The 14899-nt window shown below is 65.8% G+C and carries 14 protein-coding genes; 8 read left to right on the forward strand and 6 right to left on the reverse strand.

The features are described 5' to 3' along the window. Positions 1 to 21: 21 nt before the first annotated feature. Both AB688_RS13630 and AB688_RS13635 read left to right on the forward strand, forming a co-directional pair. A complete protein-coding gene (locus AB688_RS13630; RefSeq protein WP_063544752.1) occupies positions 22 to 480 on the forward strand; it encodes a nucleoside deaminase in 459 nt (152 codons plus the stop codon). Continuing rightward, positions 477 to 1673, forward strand: coding sequence for a cyanate transporter (locus tag AB688_RS13635; RefSeq protein ID WP_063544754.1), 1197 nt, complete (start codon positions 477 to 479; stop codon positions 1671 to 1673). Before AB688_RS13630 ends, AB688_RS13635 begins: the two co-directional genes overlap by 4 nt. Here AB688_RS13635 and AB688_RS13640 read toward each other — a convergent pair. Together AB688_RS13640 and AB688_RS13645 are read right to left on the reverse strand one after the other, a co-directional pair. Beyond that, entirely contained in the window at positions 1666 to 3099 is a 1434-nt protein-coding gene (locus AB688_RS13640; RefSeq protein ID WP_063544756.1) for a PLP-dependent aminotransferase family protein, read from the reverse strand. The two genes, AB688_RS13635 and AB688_RS13640, sit on opposite strands and share 8 nt — an antisense overlap. A 345-nt stretch (positions 3100 to 3444) precedes the next feature. Beyond that, positions 3445 to 4230 carry an SDR family NAD(P)-dependent oxidoreductase gene (locus AB688_RS13645; protein ID WP_063544758.1) on the reverse strand — a complete coding sequence of 262 codons (786 nt, stop codon included), beginning with the start codon at positions 4228 to 4230 and terminating at the stop codon, positions 3445 to 3447. 102 nt (positions 4231 to 4332) lie between these two features. Here AB688_RS13645 and AB688_RS13650 point away from each other — a divergent pair, with 102 nt between their 5' ends. Both AB688_RS13650 and AB688_RS13655 read left to right on the forward strand, forming a co-directional pair. Further along, entirely contained in the window at positions 4333 to 5298 is a 966-nt protein-coding gene (locus tag AB688_RS13650) for a GlxA family transcriptional regulator (protein ID WP_063544760.1), read from the forward strand. Continuing rightward, on the forward strand, positions 5295 to 6203 hold the full coding sequence (locus AB688_RS13655) for a LysR family transcriptional regulator (protein ID WP_063544762.1): 909 nt from the start codon (positions 5295 to 5297) through the stop codon (positions 6201 to 6203). Before AB688_RS13650 ends, AB688_RS13655 begins: the two co-directional genes overlap by 4 nt. 31 nt (positions 6204 to 6234) lie before the next feature. Here the strand turns inward: AB688_RS13655 and AB688_RS13660 are convergent, their stop codons facing one another. Then, complete coding sequence (locus AB688_RS13660) at positions 6235 to 7818, reverse strand: rhodanese-related sulfurtransferase (RefSeq protein ID WP_063544764.1); 1584 nt, start codon at positions 7816 to 7818, stop codon at positions 6235 to 6237. After that, on the reverse strand, positions 7815 to 8423 hold the full coding sequence (locus AB688_RS13665; RefSeq protein WP_063544766.1) for a cysteine dioxygenase: 609 nt from the start codon (positions 8421 to 8423) through the stop codon (positions 7815 to 7817). The genes AB688_RS13660 and AB688_RS13665 overlap by 4 nt, the downstream gene beginning before the upstream one ends. Before the next feature lie 259 nt (positions 8424 to 8682). Between AB688_RS13665 and AB688_RS13670 the strand changes: the two genes are divergently transcribed. The 3 genes from AB688_RS13670 to AB688_RS13680 all read left to right on the forward strand — a co-directional run bounded on the left by AB688_RS13670 (position 8683) and on the right by AB688_RS13680 (position 12111). Next, positions 8683 to 9753 (forward strand): LLM class flavin-dependent oxidoreductase, encoded by a 1071-nt coding sequence (locus AB688_RS13670; RefSeq protein ID WP_063544768.1) that lies wholly within the window; start codon positions 8683 to 8685, stop codon positions 9751 to 9753. A gap of 75 nt (positions 9754 to 9828) precedes the next feature. Continuing rightward, complete coding sequence (locus tag AB688_RS13675) at positions 9829 to 10782, forward strand: ABC transporter substrate-binding protein (RefSeq protein ID WP_054895389.1); 954 nt, start codon at positions 9829 to 9831, stop codon at positions 10780 to 10782. Positions 10783 to 10791: 9 nt separating this feature from the next. Beyond that, positions 10792 to 12111, forward strand: coding sequence for an LLM class flavin-dependent oxidoreductase (locus tag AB688_RS13680; protein WP_063544770.1), 1320 nt, complete (start codon positions 10792 to 10794; stop codon positions 12109 to 12111). Between the two features lie 60 nt (positions 12112 to 12171). Here AB688_RS13680 and AB688_RS13685 read toward each other — a convergent pair whose 3' ends face one another. Continuing rightward, positions 12172 to 12858, reverse strand: coding sequence for a GNAT family N-acetyltransferase (locus AB688_RS13685; RefSeq protein ID WP_063544772.1), 687 nt, complete (start codon positions 12856 to 12858; stop codon positions 12172 to 12174). 84 nt (positions 12859 to 12942) lie between these two features. Next, positions 12943 to 13878, reverse strand: a complete 936-nt coding sequence (gene argC, locus AB688_RS13690) for an N-acetyl-gamma-glutamyl-phosphate reductase (RefSeq protein WP_063544774.1) — start codon at positions 13876 to 13878, stop codon at positions 12943 to 12945. A 130-nt stretch (positions 13879 to 14008) separates the two neighbouring features. Between argC and AB688_RS13695 the strand changes: the two genes are divergently transcribed. Continuing rightward, positions 14009 to 14890, forward strand: a complete 882-nt coding sequence (locus AB688_RS13695) for a LysR family transcriptional regulator (protein WP_063544776.1) — start codon at positions 14009 to 14011, stop codon at positions 14888 to 14890. Positions 14891 to 14899: the final 9 nt, after the last annotated feature.

The raw sequence follows: 14899 nt of genomic DNA on the forward strand, positions 1-14899 counted from the left end.
TTGTTCGAGGAGTATCGATTCATGTCCAACGAAACCTTCATGCGTGAAGCACTGGCACTGGCCCGCGCCAATATCGAAGCGGGTGGTCGCCCGTTCGGTGCGGTGCTGGTGCACCAGGGCCAGATCGTCGCCCGTGCGGTCAACGAGATCCACAGCACTCAGGACCCGACTGCCCATGCCGAATTGCAGGCGATCCGCAAAGCCGCCCAGGCCTTGGGCCGGTCGCGTCTGGACGGTGCCGAAATCTATGCCAGCGGCCACCCGTGCCCGATGTGCCTGGCCGCCATGCACCTGTGCGGCATCGAGCGGGCATGGTTCGCCTATGACAACGACGAGGGCGAGCCTTACGGACTGTCTACGGCAGCGGTCTACGCGCAGATGGCACGTGCACCGCAGCAGCAGAGCCTGCCACTGCACGTGCTCAAGCCTGAGGGCGAGGCCGGCCTCTACCAGCAGTGGCGGCAGGCGAACCCGGTATGAGAGGCGCGTTGAACCTGCTGCTGGTGATCCTGCTGGCCCTGAACCTGCGGCCGATCCTGACCAGCATCGGCCCCTTGCTCGAACCCATGCGCAGCAGCACCGGGCTTGGCTACCAGCAAGCGGCGTTGCTCACGGCGCTACCGGTGCTGTGCATGGGGTTGGTGCCTTTGCTGCAGCCTTGGCTGCGGCGTTGGATCAGTGAGCATGGCGGGATGCTCGCCGGACTTTCGGCCATCGCCCTGGCGTGCCTGTGGCGGCTGCAACTGGACAGCGCCTGGGCGCTGATCGCCAGCGCCGTGGTCGCCGGCCTTGGCGTGGCGGTGGTGCAGGGCATGATGCCGGGGTTGGTCAATCGCTGGTTCCCGAGCCGCCTGGCTGCATCGATGGGGCTGTACTCGGCAGCGTTGATGAGCGGCGGCGGCCTGGCTGCGGTGCTCGGGCCGACTGTCAGCGAGGTGGCAGGGCGCTGGCAGGCGGGGCTTGGCATCTGGGCAGTGCCCGCGCTACTTGCGCTGTGCGGCTGGGCCTGGCTACGCCCGCGCCACGACACGCCGCACCTGGCCGCGGCCAGCGGCGGTCACTGGTTCGGTAATCGCCGTGCCTGGTTGTTGGCGCTGTATTTCGGCCTGATCAACGGCGGCTATACCAGCATGGTCGCCTGGCTGCCGGCCTATCACCTGGAGCACGGCGGTACAGCTCAGGGCGGTGGCGAGCTGGTGGGGCTGATGACCATCTTCCAGGTCAGTGGCGCGCTGGGGCTGCCATTGCTGCTGAGGCGCCTGCATGACCGGCGGCCTGGTCTGTGGTTGGCGCTGGCGATCCAGTTGGGTGGGTTTCTCGGTTTGCTGCTGGCGCCTACCCAGGCCATGGGGCTTTGGGTGGCGATGATCGGCCTGGGGCTGGGTGCGTGCTTCAGCCTGAGCCTTACCCTGACCCTCGAGCATCTGAAAACACCGGGCGAGGCGGGGAGCCTGGCTGCCTTCGTGCAGGGTGTCGGCTTCATCGTCACCGGTACCGTGCCTTATGTGACGGGCTGGCTGCGTGCGTTCACCGGCGATTTCCAGGCTGCCTGGACGCTGCTGACGCTGACCGTGGTGGCGATGCTGCTGGTGACCGCACGCTTTGCCCCCCGAGGCTACACCGCTGCCGTGGCGCGGCGGGGGCGCTCGATGCAGGCGACGACGCTCAACTGAGCTGCTGCAGGGCATCGCGCACGCGGTCCAGCGCCGGGTCGATGTCCAGCCGCTCGATGGCACCGAAGCCCATCAGCAGCCCTGGACGCACTGGCACATCGTTGAAGAACGGCGCCAGTGAATAGACGCCGACTTCGACCCGGCGAGTCAGCCTGACCAGCAGCTCCACATCGACTCCCGGTGCGGCCAGGGCGCTGAGGTGAAAGCCGGCGCTGGCCGGTACGGCGCTCAGCCAGGGCGCCAGGTCGCTTTCCAGGCGTGCGAGGATGCGCTCGCGCCGTGCGGCATAGATGTCGTGGCAACGACGAATATGGCGGTTCAGATGGCCTTCGCCGATGAAACGCGCCAGCGCCCATTGCTGCAGGCTCGGGCTGTGCCAGTCGCTCAGGTGCTTGGCCACGCAGGCGGCGCGCAGGACGCTGGGAGGCAGTACGGCATAGCCCAGGCGCAGCTCCGACAGCAAGGTCTTGGAAAAGGTACCGACATAGGCCACCAACCCGTGTCGATCCAGGCGTTGCAACGCATCGCTGGCCGGGCCCTGATAGCGAAATTCGCAGTCGTAGTCGTCCTCGATGATCAGCGCTCCGAGTTCAGCGGCGCGGGCCAGCAGGGCGTGTCGGCGGCGTTCGCTCATCGGCATGCCGAGCGGGAACTGGTGCGACGGCGTCACATAGATCAGTTGGGTGCCGTCTGCGATCAGCTCGACGCACAGCCCTTCATCGTCCACCGGCACCGACTGCAAATCAGCGCCCATCGCCAGAAACAGCTGGCGTGCCGGTGGATAGCCGGGATCCTCCATGGCCACGCGTGTACCGGGTTCGACCAGCACCCGGGCGATCAGGTCGAGCGCCTGCTGGGCGCCGTTGCACACCAGCACATCGGCGGCGCTGCAGTGCACGCCGCGGGCGAAGGCAATGTGATGGGCGATGGCTTCGCGCAGCTCGGGCAGACCCTGGGCCGGGAACTGGCGCTCGCTGTGGCGCTGGCTGCAGCGCAGGGCGTACTGCATGCAGGCGCGCCATTGGTCGAAGGGAAACTGGCTCTTGGCCGATACGCCGCCGACGAAGTCGTAACGCGAGGGCGCCTCGAGCGCGGAGCGGCCGAGCACGGTGGCGCGTTGCTGCCAGCGTTCGAGGCTGCTGGCGGCGGCCAGGGCAATCGGCTCGACGTCGCTGGCCTGCAGGGCCCGCCGTGGGCTGACGAAGGTGCCACGCCCGACCACGCCGCTGAGCAGATTGTCGTAGGTCAGCCGCGAGTACGCTTCGGCCACGGTCTTGCGCGATATCCCCAACTGCTCGGCCAGCAGGCGCGTGGGCGGCAACTGGGTGCCGGCGGCCAGGTGGCCGCTGTCGATGGCGCTGCGCAGCTGCTGGTAGAGCTGCTCGGCCAGGCCCTTGCGGCCCTCCAGGCGAATGTGTAGTTCCATGGGGCTATCCGGATGGGGGACGGCCTAGCTTGCGATTTTGGGGGGTGGCTCGCAAGTTTTGTTGCTTGGCGGGAGTTCTTTAGCGCCTGTGAGATCGAGCGCCGCTCGATCTCACAGGCCCTAAAAAGCTGTCGGCGAACACCTGTCAGCCCTCACGCGATCACATTCGAACACCTTGAGATGATTTCCAGAATCTCAACCTGGAAAAGGCTTACAGTCTGCTCAATGCTCGAAAATCGGCGGAGCCTGCTTCGCGGGCAAGCTCGCTCCCACAAAACCCGCTCCCACAAAATGGACTGCCCCCACAGAACCTGCTATCACAAAACCTACCCACGCACACCCAGATCAACCCCGACGATAACGTGGCGCCAACTGTTGATTCGACAGGTGCCCGTTCAACGCCTGGCGGCTGGCCTCGAACGCCTCGAAGCGTTCGATTTCGTGCAGCGACGGAATCGAGATCAGGCGCTTGGCGTCGAAATCGGCCAGTGCCGCTTCCACCAGGTCCTGCGCAGTCATGACGATCGCAGGATCCAGATTCTCCACCGGCAGGCCGCCGATGCTCCAGAAGTCGGTGGCGGTGGCGCCTGGCAGTACGGCCTGGACCTGCACACCCTTGTCGGCCAGCTCCTTGTGCAGGCTCTGAGTGAAGGCGGTGACGTATGCCTTGCTGCCGCCATACACGCCATTGAGCAGTTCCGGCAGCAGGCTGACCACTGAGGAGATGTTGATCAGCGCGCCCTCGCCGCGCTCGACGAAGCCAGGCACCGCGGCATAGGTCAGGCGGGTGAGGGCGGTGATGTTCAGCGCGATCATGCGGGTCATCTGTTCAACGTCGCTTTCCAGCAGTGCGGTGTGGGTCCCGATACCCGCGTTGTTGACCAGCAGGCCGATGCTGGCATCTTCGCGCAGACGGGTTTCGATGCGCGCCAGGTCCTGGCTGTCGGCCAGGTCTGCCGGCAGGACTTCGACGCTGCGTCCGGTCTGGCTGCTCAGGCGAGAGGCCAGTTGATTGAGGCGTTCGCGGTTGCGGGCGACCAGGATCAGGTCGTGGCCGCGGCGGGCCAGGTGTTCGGCGTAGAGTGCGCCAATGCCGGTAGAGGCGCCAGTGATGAGGGCTGTACGAGTCATGGTTGCTGCTCCGTGGGTTGGGTTGCAGCGATGATGCGCGCCTTTGATTGTGGCGCAAATGACGCATATAGTACGTTTTCAGGACATCAAGCGAGGTGGGCCATGCATCGGGTCGGCTATCTGTTGTGTGAAGGGTTTCAGGTCATGGCGCTGGCGTCGCAGTCGGTATTCGAGTTCGCCAATGTGCTGACGGGCAAGCGTCTTTACGCCTTGGGCAACTACAGCGTGGCCGGCGGTGGGCTGGTGTCGTCGCTGGGCATGCAGTTGCAGACCCAGGCGGTCGATACGCCGGGGCATGCCGACACCTGGCTGGTGGCGGGCACCTTGTCGCCGATCGCTTCACCTGCCGATACGGCCAGCGTGGACCTGGTGCGTCGGCTGGGCGAGCAGGCGCGCCGTACCGCCGGGATCTGTACGGGGGCCTTCACCTTGGCGGCAGCCGGCCTGCTCGACGGGCGTCGGGCGACCACGCATTGGGCCTACGCCCGGGAACTGCGGCAGATGCACCCGGCGATCCAGGTAGAGGACGACCGCATCTTCATTGCCGATGGCAACATCTGGACGTCCGCCGGCATGACCGCCTGTATCGACATGGCCCTGGGCATGCTTGAGCAGGATCACGGCCATGAGCTCGCACGAGCCGTTGCGCATCGGCTGGTGATGCATCAGCGCCGCTCGGGAGGCCAGTCGCAACATTCTCAGCTGCTCGACCTGGCACCGCGCACCGACCGCATGCAGAGTGTGCTCGACTACGCTCGCCAGCACCTGCAGCGGCCGCTGAGCGTCGAGGAACTGGCTGAGGTTGCGCACCTGAGTCCGCGCCAGTTCAGCCGCGTGTTCAGTGCCGAAACCGGGCAATCGCCGGCGCGGGCCATCGAGGGCCTGCGCCTGGAGGCGGCGCGGCTGATGATCGAACAAAGTCGGCACAGCCTGGATGTGGTGGCGCGCGAGACAGGATTTCGCGACCGTCGGCATTTGCGCGAGGCCTTTGTACGCGGGTTCGGCATTCCGCCCCAGGCGATACGTCGTGATGCACGGCGCGTGGGGCGTGAAGGAGTCGTGGCATGAAGAAACGGGTTCGCATGGACGACCTGCAGGTGTTTGTCACCACTGTCGAGGCCGGTGGGCTTTCAGCTGCAGCGCGACAACTGGACATCTCGCCAGCCCTGGCCAGTGCCGCGCTGCAGCGCCTGGAGCACAGCCTGGGGATTCGTCTGTTGGTGCGTTCGACACGCCGGCTGCGCCTGTCGGACGATGGCGAGCGCTATCTGCCCCACGCGCGTCAGGCCCTGGACGCGCTGGTCGATGGCGAAATGGCGCTGGAGCAGGCACGCGCCGAACTGGCGGGGCCATTGCGTCTGTCGATGCCGTCGGACCTGGGGCGCAACCTGCTGTTGCCCTGGCTGACGGAGTTTCAGGCCGAATACCCACGACTCGACATGCGCCTGCGAGTCAGCGACCAGGTGGCCGACCTGTTTGGCGAGCAACTGGATGCCAGCATCCGCTACGGGCTGCTGGGGGATTCCAGCCTGGTGGCCTTGCCGCTGGCCGCCGATAACCGCCGCACGTTGTGCGCGGCACCGTCCTACATCGCTCGGCATGGCGCGCCGCAGACTCCGCAGGCGCTGGCCGGGCACAACTGCCTGCGTTATGTGATGGGGGAGCAGACCCACGATCGCTGGAGTTTTGAGGATGCAGGGGCAACGAGCACGGTGCTGGTCAGCGGCGATCGCTGCAGCGACGATGCCGATATCGTGCGACGCTGGGCGGTGGCGGGGCTTGGTGTGGTCTACAAGTCGCGCCTGGATGTGCTCGAGGACATCCGCGCCGGAAGGTTGGTGGAGTTGCTGGCGGACCATGCAGGGCAGGCGGCGCCACTGCAACTGGTATGCGCGCACCGACAGTCGCTGAGCCCGGCAGTGCGGCGCTTGCATGGGTTTCTGGCGCAACGGCTGCAGGCCTATCTCGCGTGAGCGGATACGCCTGCAGCCGTTGCGCTTCAGGTCACAGCACCTTGAAGCCGTGGGTGCCATCGCGCTCGAGTTGCGCGATCAGACCAAACTCCCAGTCCAGGTAGCCTTGCATGGCTTCGCGTGGGTTGTCGGTCCCTTCGTATGGCCGGCGATAGCGGTCGGTACGCTCCGCTGCCAGGCGCGTTTCACCTGATTCCAGGGGTTTGCCGGCGGCGATCCAGCTTGCCGTGCCGCCTGCCAGCAGATAGACCGGTGTGCGCGTCAGGGCTTGAAGGTCGGTGGCGGCAAAGCTTGCCAGCAGGCTGCTGCCGCAGGTCAGCACGTAGCGCTCGGCCTTGGGCAGGCGCTCCAGAGCCTCGGGCAACTGCGCGCGGATCGCCCAATAAGCACCTGGGATGTGGCGCTTGACGTAATTGGCGCTGGCGGTGAAGTCCAGCAAGACGGTGCCTTCCTCGGCCAGCCAGGCCTGCAATTGCTCGACGTCGATCTCGGTATTGCGCGCAAGTGCCGGGCGGGGTGCCTGCCATTCGCCGGTTTCGCTGAAGTCGGCCTTGCTCAGGCCGTCGAGCACCGCCACTTCCCAGCCCATCTGCGCGAGCCACGAAGCGCTCATGTTGGCACGCACGCCGTCGTTATCGACCAGCACGATGCGGGCGCCGCGCACGCTGGCGTTGTGATCGGTTTCCTGCACCAACTGGCCACCGGGCGTGGAGCGGCTGTTGGGCAGGTGACCGGCAACGTATTCCTCGGGTGTGCGCACGTCGAACAGATAGGTGGTGCGCGCAGTCTCTGCCTGCCAGGTGGCCAGACCTTGACGGTCCAGGCGCTGCACTCCGGCCCGGTCGGCAACGGCGCGGGCGCGCTCGGCAGCGCTGCTGCGGGTGCTGTCGCCGACCTCGGCGAAGCGCTGCGCCTGGCCGTGGGCCAGTTTTTGACCGGCCAGTGTCCAGCCGATGGTACCGTTGCGCAGCGCCGCCACCGGGTTGGGGATGCCGGCGTTGACCAGCGATTGTGTGCCGATGATGCTGCGGGTGCGCCCTGCGCAGTTGACGATCACCCGGGTCGCCGGATCGGGTGCCAGTTCGGCGACGCGCAGCACCAGTTCGGCGCCAGGCACGCTGATGCCTCCGGGAATGCTCATGGTCTGGTATTCGTCGAAGCGTCGGGCGTCGAGCACCACTACGTTGGCCTGGCTGTCGAGCAGGGCCTGGACCTCTTCGGCGGCCAGCGAGGGGGTGTGGCGCACACTCTCCACCAGCTCGCCGAACGCTTTGCTGGGTACGTTGACGTCGCGGAACAGCTCGCCGCCGGCATCGCGCCAGCCGCCAAGCCCACCCTCGAGCACCGCCACATCGCTATAGCCCAGTGCCTGCAGACGCTCGACAGCGATGGCCGCCAGCCCCTCGCCATCGTCATAGACGGTGATGGCAGTGTCCCGGCGTGGCACGCGGGCGAAGATTTCCAGTTCCAGCTTCGAGAGCGGGATGTTGGCCGCGAACAGCGGATGCGCCTGGGCGAAGGGGTCTTCCTCGCGCAGGTCGATCAGGGCGACTTCTTCGTGGGCCAGCAGGGCGGAGCGAATGTCATGGAAACTGCGTGTGCTGAGGCGGGTCATGGGGCAGGGTTCTCTTTGGACAGGTCCCAGATGTTGGGCAGGCTGGAGTTGGAATAACCGGAGATGAACGGCTTCTCGCTACCGTCGGGCAGGTAGACGGCGCGGCTGACCGCACCGATGTTGGCGCCGTAGACATGGATGCTGATCGAGACCCGGTCGTCGAAGGCGTTGCTGACCTGATGGATATCGCCGATGTGCGGTGACACTGCTTCCACGTGGCCAGGGTCGATCCGCAGCCGCTCGCCCTGGGCCACCAAGGCGCCATGGGCGTCGCGGGTGAAGCCTTGGGCGTACTCGGCACCGCGCAACATGCCGATCAAGCCCCAGACACGGTGGTCATGGATCGGCGTGCTCTGGCCTGGCCCCCAGACGAAGCTGACCACCGAGAAGCGTTGGCGCGAATCGCAATGCAGCAGGTATTGCTGGTAGCGGGCGGGGTCCGGCTGGGCAAGGGCTTCGGGCAACCAGTCGTCATGGGCGACCAGGCTGTGCAGCAGGGTGTGGCCCTGATCGAGCAGGGTGGCTTCTTCGGGGTGGCGGTCCAGCAGGTCGGAGAGTTCGCCAATGAAGTGGCGCAGGCGCTCGAGGCGCGGTGTCTGGCTCATGGTTCAGGCTCGGGCTGACGGTCATGGGCAAACCCTAGCAACTGCCTGAATATTCTCAAAATTCAAATTATTCATAAGCTAATATGCAAATTCAGCATTTACTGGCGATGAGAAATTATCTGCAAGTTCTGCATTTTGAATGAATTAGGTTATGCCTAAAACGAATTTCACAGGGTGTGATCAAGTGGTTAGCGTATAAGTCAGTGGGCATTTAGATTCAAACGCTATAAAAACCCTTTCTGACCTTGGGGCACCTGCAATGAGCGTTCAATTCATCGGCATGATCGGCCATCGCCTGTCATCGGAGGTCCTGGCCCCCAGCGGGCCCGTCTTCGACAAGGACTACATCACCCGTTTTGCCCAGGCCCATGAGCAGGCTGGGTTCGATCGCATCCTGGTCGGTTATTGGTCGGACCAGCCTGACGGATTCCTGGTGACTGCCCTGGCAGGGCTTGCTACCTCGCGTATTCACTTCCTGCTGGCGCACCGCCCGGGTTTCGTCGCACCGACCCTGGCCGCACGCAAGCTGGCAACCCTTGAGCACCTGCTCGACGGGCGCCTGGCGGTGCACATCATCAGTGGCGGCAGCGACATCGAGCAACGCAAGGACGGCGACCACCTGGCCCATGACCAGCGCTATGCCCGCACCGATGAATTCCTCGATGTGGTGCGCAAGGTCTGGACCCATGACACGCCGTTCGACCATGACGGCAACCATTACCAGGCCGCGGGGGCGTTTTCGGCGATCAAGCCGCTGCAGCAGCCGCATCTGCCCATCTATTTCGGCGGCTCCTCGCCTGCGGCCCTGGCGGTGGCGGGCAAGCACGCCGATGTATACGCCTTGTGGGGCGAATCGCTGGAGCAAACCGCCGAAACCATCGCCGCCGTGCGCGAGCAGGCTGCGCGTCATGGTCGCCAGGTGCAGTTCAGTGTGTCCTTCCGGCCGATCATCGCCGCCACCGAGGAGGCGGCCTGGGCCAAGGCCGAGGGCATTCTCGGTCAGGCTCGTCAGCGCCTCGAGCAGGCAGGGCCGGTGATCGCCAACAAGCCGCAGAGCGTGGGCGCCCAGCGCCTGCGTGACACCGTGGCCAAGGGGGAGCGGGTCGACGAACGCCTGTGGACCGGCATCGCTGCGCTGGTGGGCGGCGGTCACAACTCCACGGCGCTGGTGGGGACCGCCGAGCAGGTCGCCGATGCCTTGCTGGCCTATTACGACCTGGGCGTGACCAGCTTCCTCATCCGCGGCTTCGACCCTTTGGCTGACGCCGAGGACTATGGCCGCGAACTGATCCCGTTGACCCGCGCCAAGGTGGCAGCGCGCAACGCCTGATATTCACTGTTACACGCGACGAGACCGCACGCGCGGATCGCCCTGACTTGCCCGAAGTGGCATCTGGAGACGAACGTGCGTTATCTCAAACAACTGGCCGCCGGTGTGCTGGCCACCTCGATCAGCCTTGCGGCGGCTGCGCAGACCCTGGTGGTCGGCGACCAGAGCTACAACGCCCGTGCCGTGATGGAAGCGGCCGGTGTGCTTGAAGATTTGCCTTACACCCTGGAATGGAAGCAGTTCACTGCCGGCTCTCCAGTGGCCGAGGCACTCAATGTCGGCAGCCTCGATCTGGGTCTGTTGGGGGATGCGCCACCGTTGTTCCTCGGCGCACTCGGTGCGCCGATCAAGGTGGTGGCGGTGTCGCGGCAGAACCTCGAGGGTGTGGCGATCCTCGCGCGCAAGGATTCCGACATCCACAGCCTGGCCGACCTCAAGGGCAAGCGCGCGGCGATCTGGAAAGGTTCCTGGAGCCAGCAACTGCTGTTCAGCGCCCTCGACAAGGCCGGTGTACCCCGCGATGCACTCGAGCTGCGCTACCTCAGCGCCCTGGACGCCTCCCACGCGCTGGATGGCGGATCGGTCGACGTGATCGCCACCTGGGAGCCTTATGTCACCCAGCAGGAGCGCCAGGGTGCACGGGTGCTGGCCACCGCCGAAGGCATCATCCCAGCGCAGAGTTTCGTGGTCGCCAATGCCAAGGCCGTGCAGGAAAAGCGTGCGCAGATCGCCGACTTCCTCCAGCGCCTGAAAAAGGCGCGTCAATGGACCCTGAGCGATCCGGCGCACACCGAAGCGTACGCCGACGCCTGGGCCAAGCGTACCCGTGCCGACGGCGACATCGCCCGCGCCTGGTTCGCCCGCGCCCGCACCGACCTGGCACCACTCAACGCACAGGTGATCACCGATGCACAGAAGACCGTGGACTTCTTTGCCGGAATCGGCCTGATCAAGGGCTATCCGGCCGCAAGTCTGTTCGACACCTCCTTCTCGGCGGCGCTGCAGGACAGCGCCGTCACCCAGCACTGAGGCCCCGGCATGAGCAAACGACAGATCAAACTGGGTGCCCTGACCATGGGCTGCGGCGGCCCAGGGCGGCACAACCTGTGGCTGGACCCGGCGTTGCCTGCCGACGCCAGCGTCAACATCGACTGGTACATCGATATTGCCCGCCAGGCAGAAGCTGCGCTGTTCGACCTGATCTTCATCGTCGACAGCCAGTTCATCACGCCCGGTTCGCCGTCCCATTACCTCAATCGCCTCGAACCCCTGACATTGCTCTCGGCGTTGGCCGTCAGCACCCGTCATATCGGCCTGGTCGGCACCCTGACCACGTCCTACAACGCGCCGTTCAACGTCGCTCGGCGCCTGGCCTCGCTGGACCTGATCAGCAAGGGGCGTGCCGGTTGGAACGTGGTCACCAGCGGCGATGCCGGCACCGCTGGCAACTACGGGCTGGACGAGCATTACGATTACGACACCCGCTACAGCCGCGCCCACGAGCATGTCGAGGTGGTGCAGAAACTCTGGCATTCCTATGAAGACGATGCCTTCCCGCGGGATCGCCAGAGCGGGCGCTTCCTCGACCCCGCCAAGCTGCACACCCTCAACCACCAGGGTGAGCACTTCTCGGTGGTCGGCCCGTTGAACATCCAGCGCTCACCCCAGGGCCAGCCGGTGATCTTCCAGGCCGGGGATTCCGAGCAGGGGCGTGACCTGGGGGCGGCCACGGCGGACGTGATCTTCACCCATGCCGCAAGCGTCGAGCAGGGCCAGGCGTTCTACCGCGACGTGAAGGCTCGCGCCGCACGCCTGGGGCGTGACCCTGAGCAGGTGCTGGTGCTGCCGGGCGCCGAGATCTACGTGGGTGACACCGACGAGCATGCCCGTGAGATCGAGCGTCACTATCATCAGGCCGATCACAGCTTCGAGCTGGCGTTGAAGGAGTTCGGGCGTAACTTCGGTTGGCACGATTTCAGCCAGTACGACCTCGATGCGCCGTTCCCGCAGCAGAGCCTTGAGTTTGCCCGCAGCAGCTTCTTCACCAATGCCAAGCGCATCGCCGACCAGGCCCGGGACAAGGGCTTCAGCCTGCGCCAGGCGGTGGAGTTCGGCCGCCAGCTACGCCCGGGTGCCTTCGTGGGCTCGGCGCAGACGGTGGCGGCGAAGATGGCCGACTGGTTCGAAGCGCGGGCGCTGGATGGCTTCAATATCTACATCGGGCATCCGGAGCAGTTCCGCCGCTTTACCCAGGAGGTAGTGCCGTTGCTGCAGGAACGAGGGGTCTACCGCACGGCCTACGAAGGGACGACCCTGAGGGAGAGCCTGGGGCTGGCCATACCGCGCTTCGCTGATTGACTGTCGCCGCTGCGGTGATGGCATCACAGGCCATTGCCGCGAGCGGCGACCGATTTCGGCTCAATGCACGCGCTTGCGCATCGCCACGCAGGCCTGGGCCTGCAACGCCAGTTCGTCAAGGTGCTCATCGCGCTGGCGTTCGGCGTCGATCATCGCCTCTTCGCCATGCTGCTTGAGCAGGTAGGCGTGAATCTGGCGCACTTCCAGGGTCTGGTAGATGGGCGCGATGTCCAAGCGTCCGACCAGCGCGCCGCTGGCCTTGCCGGTGCTGCTCATCAGCACCTGCGGCCCGGTGGCGCTCACGACCTGCAGGCCCATGGCCTCGAACCAGGGCACGGCGTGGGCGAACGCGCTCATCTCCACGCAACGGTAGCGTGCCCGCAGGTCTGTCAGCAGTCCGCGGGCGATACCCTGGCGACGATGGGCAGGAGATACGGCGAGAAACGCCAGAACACAGGCGTGTGCGTCATCCTGGGCGGGCAAGGCGAGGGCGAAACCCAGCAGTTGGTCCGGGGCGTCGGCGTCCAGCGCCAGGACCAGCTCCACGGCCAGGCCCCGGGTGCCGTCCAGGGCCTGCAGGTATTGGTGGACTTCGAGGCCGACACCGTACTGGTACAGCGGATACAGCGGGTTGTCTGCGGTGATGGCGACGCTGCTCAGCGCGCCGACATGTTCGATCACCAGCTGGCGGATCTGGTTCTGGAAGGACTCGGGCGGCACGCCGTCGAGGCGGCTCAGGATGAACATCGGGGGACAGGCTCCGGCGGTTGAACTCACCCCGCGCCTGAATGACGCGGGGTGCACAGTCTAACCGCTTTTACCGGCTTGGCCTCACTGGCGCATCGCTGCCAGCATCAGGTCGAGGTTCTGCACTGCGGCACCCGAAGCGCCCTTGCCCAGGTTGTCGAACACGGCCGTCAGCAGGACCTGCCCGTGCTCGGGGTTGGCATACAGTGCCAGGCGCAGGTCGTTGCTGTCGTTCAGCGCCTGCGGGTCCAAGGGTGTCGCTGGGCCTTGCTGGTGCAGGGGCATTACCTGGACATGGCGCGCGCCCTGGTAGTGCTGTTCGAGACAGGCCTGCAGGTGCTCGGCGGTGACGCCCGGCGACAGTAGCCGCAACTGCAGCGGGATGCTCAGCACGATGCCCTGGCGATAGTCGCCATAGCCCGGCAGGAACACCGGACGTGCGCTCAGGCCAGCATGGGCCTGGATCTCCGGGACATGCTTGTGCGCCAACTCCAGGCCGTAGAGCTGCAGCGCTGGGGCAGGATCGCCACCCGACTGCTCATGACGCTCGACCGCAGCCCGACCACCACCGGAGTAGCCGGAAATGGCATGCACGCTCAGCGGGTAGTCCGCAGGCAACAGGCCGGCGCGCACCAGCGGCCGCAGCAGGGCGATGGCACCGGTCGGGTAGCAACCGGGATTGCTGACCCGTGTGGCCTGGGCGATGCGTTCGGCCTGCTGCTCGTCCAATTCCGGTAAGCCGTAGACCCATCCTGGGGTGGTGCGGTGCGCAGAGCTGGCGTCGATCACCCGTACTGCCGGGTTGTGAATCGTCGCCACGGCCTCGCGTGCGGCCGCGTCGGGCAGGCAGAGCAGGGCGATATCGGCGCTGTTGATGGCCTCGCGGCGGCGCTGCGGGTCCTTGCGCTCGGTCTCGGGCAGGGTCAGCAGGCGAAGGTCGCTGCGACCGTGCAGGCGGGCGTGGATCTGCAGGCCGGTGGTGCCCTGGTCGCCGTCGATGAATATCAGGGGCTGGTGCATGGTGGGGATCCGTTCAGGAAGGAAGTGGGTGTATCCTCGCTGTTGTTTGATCTGAAGAAAATTTGAATATCATGACGACGATGTTCAGATTAAATGAATCACGACGTTCGACAGCATAAGGAGCAGCACCCTGCGAGAAATCAGCCTCGACCGCCTGCGCACACTGGTGGTGATCGCCGACCTTGGCTCTTTCGCCGAGGCCGCTCGCCAGTTGAACCTGGCACCACCGACCATCAGCCTGCATGTCGCCGAGCTTGAAGCGAGGGTGGGGGCTGCGCTGCTTACCCGTACCCGCGGGCAGGTTCGGCCCACGGTGGTCGGAGAAACCCTGCTGGCGCGTGCCCGTCGGCTGCTGGCCGATGCAGACCAGGCGCTGGATGAAGTGCAACGCCAGGTGGCCGGGCTGACCGGGCGGGTGCGCCTGGGCGCCTCCACTGGCGCCATCGCTCATCTGTTGCCCAGTGCATTGGCGGCCCTGCGCAGTGAGCATCCGGGGATCGATGTGCAGGTTCAGGTGCTCACGTCGCAAGCATCACTGGCGCGTGTGCGTGAGGGGAGCCTGGACATCGGCCTGGTGGCGCTGCCGCAGGTGGCAGTGAAGGGGGTGAAACTCACCCCGTGGCGACGCGACCCGATCATGGCCTACCTGCCTGCCGACTGGCAGCCTCCGGCGCGGGTCACACCGGCCTGGCTCGGGCAGCGCGCGCTGATTCTCAACGACAGCAGCACGCAGCTGTCGCGGGTGACCAGCGATTGGTTCGCGGCGGCCGGGCTGTACCCGGAGGCGCGCATCGAGTTGAACTACAACGATGCGATCAAGAGCCTGGTGGCTGCGGGGTATGGCGCGACATTGCTGCCCCAGGAGGGGGAGGCGCCTGAGCTGGATCGGCGCATCGCTCGACGCCCGTTGCGACCGGGGTTGTGGCGTGCGCTGGGAATCGCTTGCCGCGAAGGTGAGGTGGAGCGGGCCACGGGGCATGTGCTGGAGGCGTTGGAACGGTTGCGGCAATGACCGTCTGTG

The organism is Pseudomonas putida, assembly GCF_001636055.1.
GTDB lineage: Bacteria > Pseudomonadota > Gammaproteobacteria > Pseudomonadales > Pseudomonadaceae > Aquipseudomonas > Aquipseudomonas machongensis.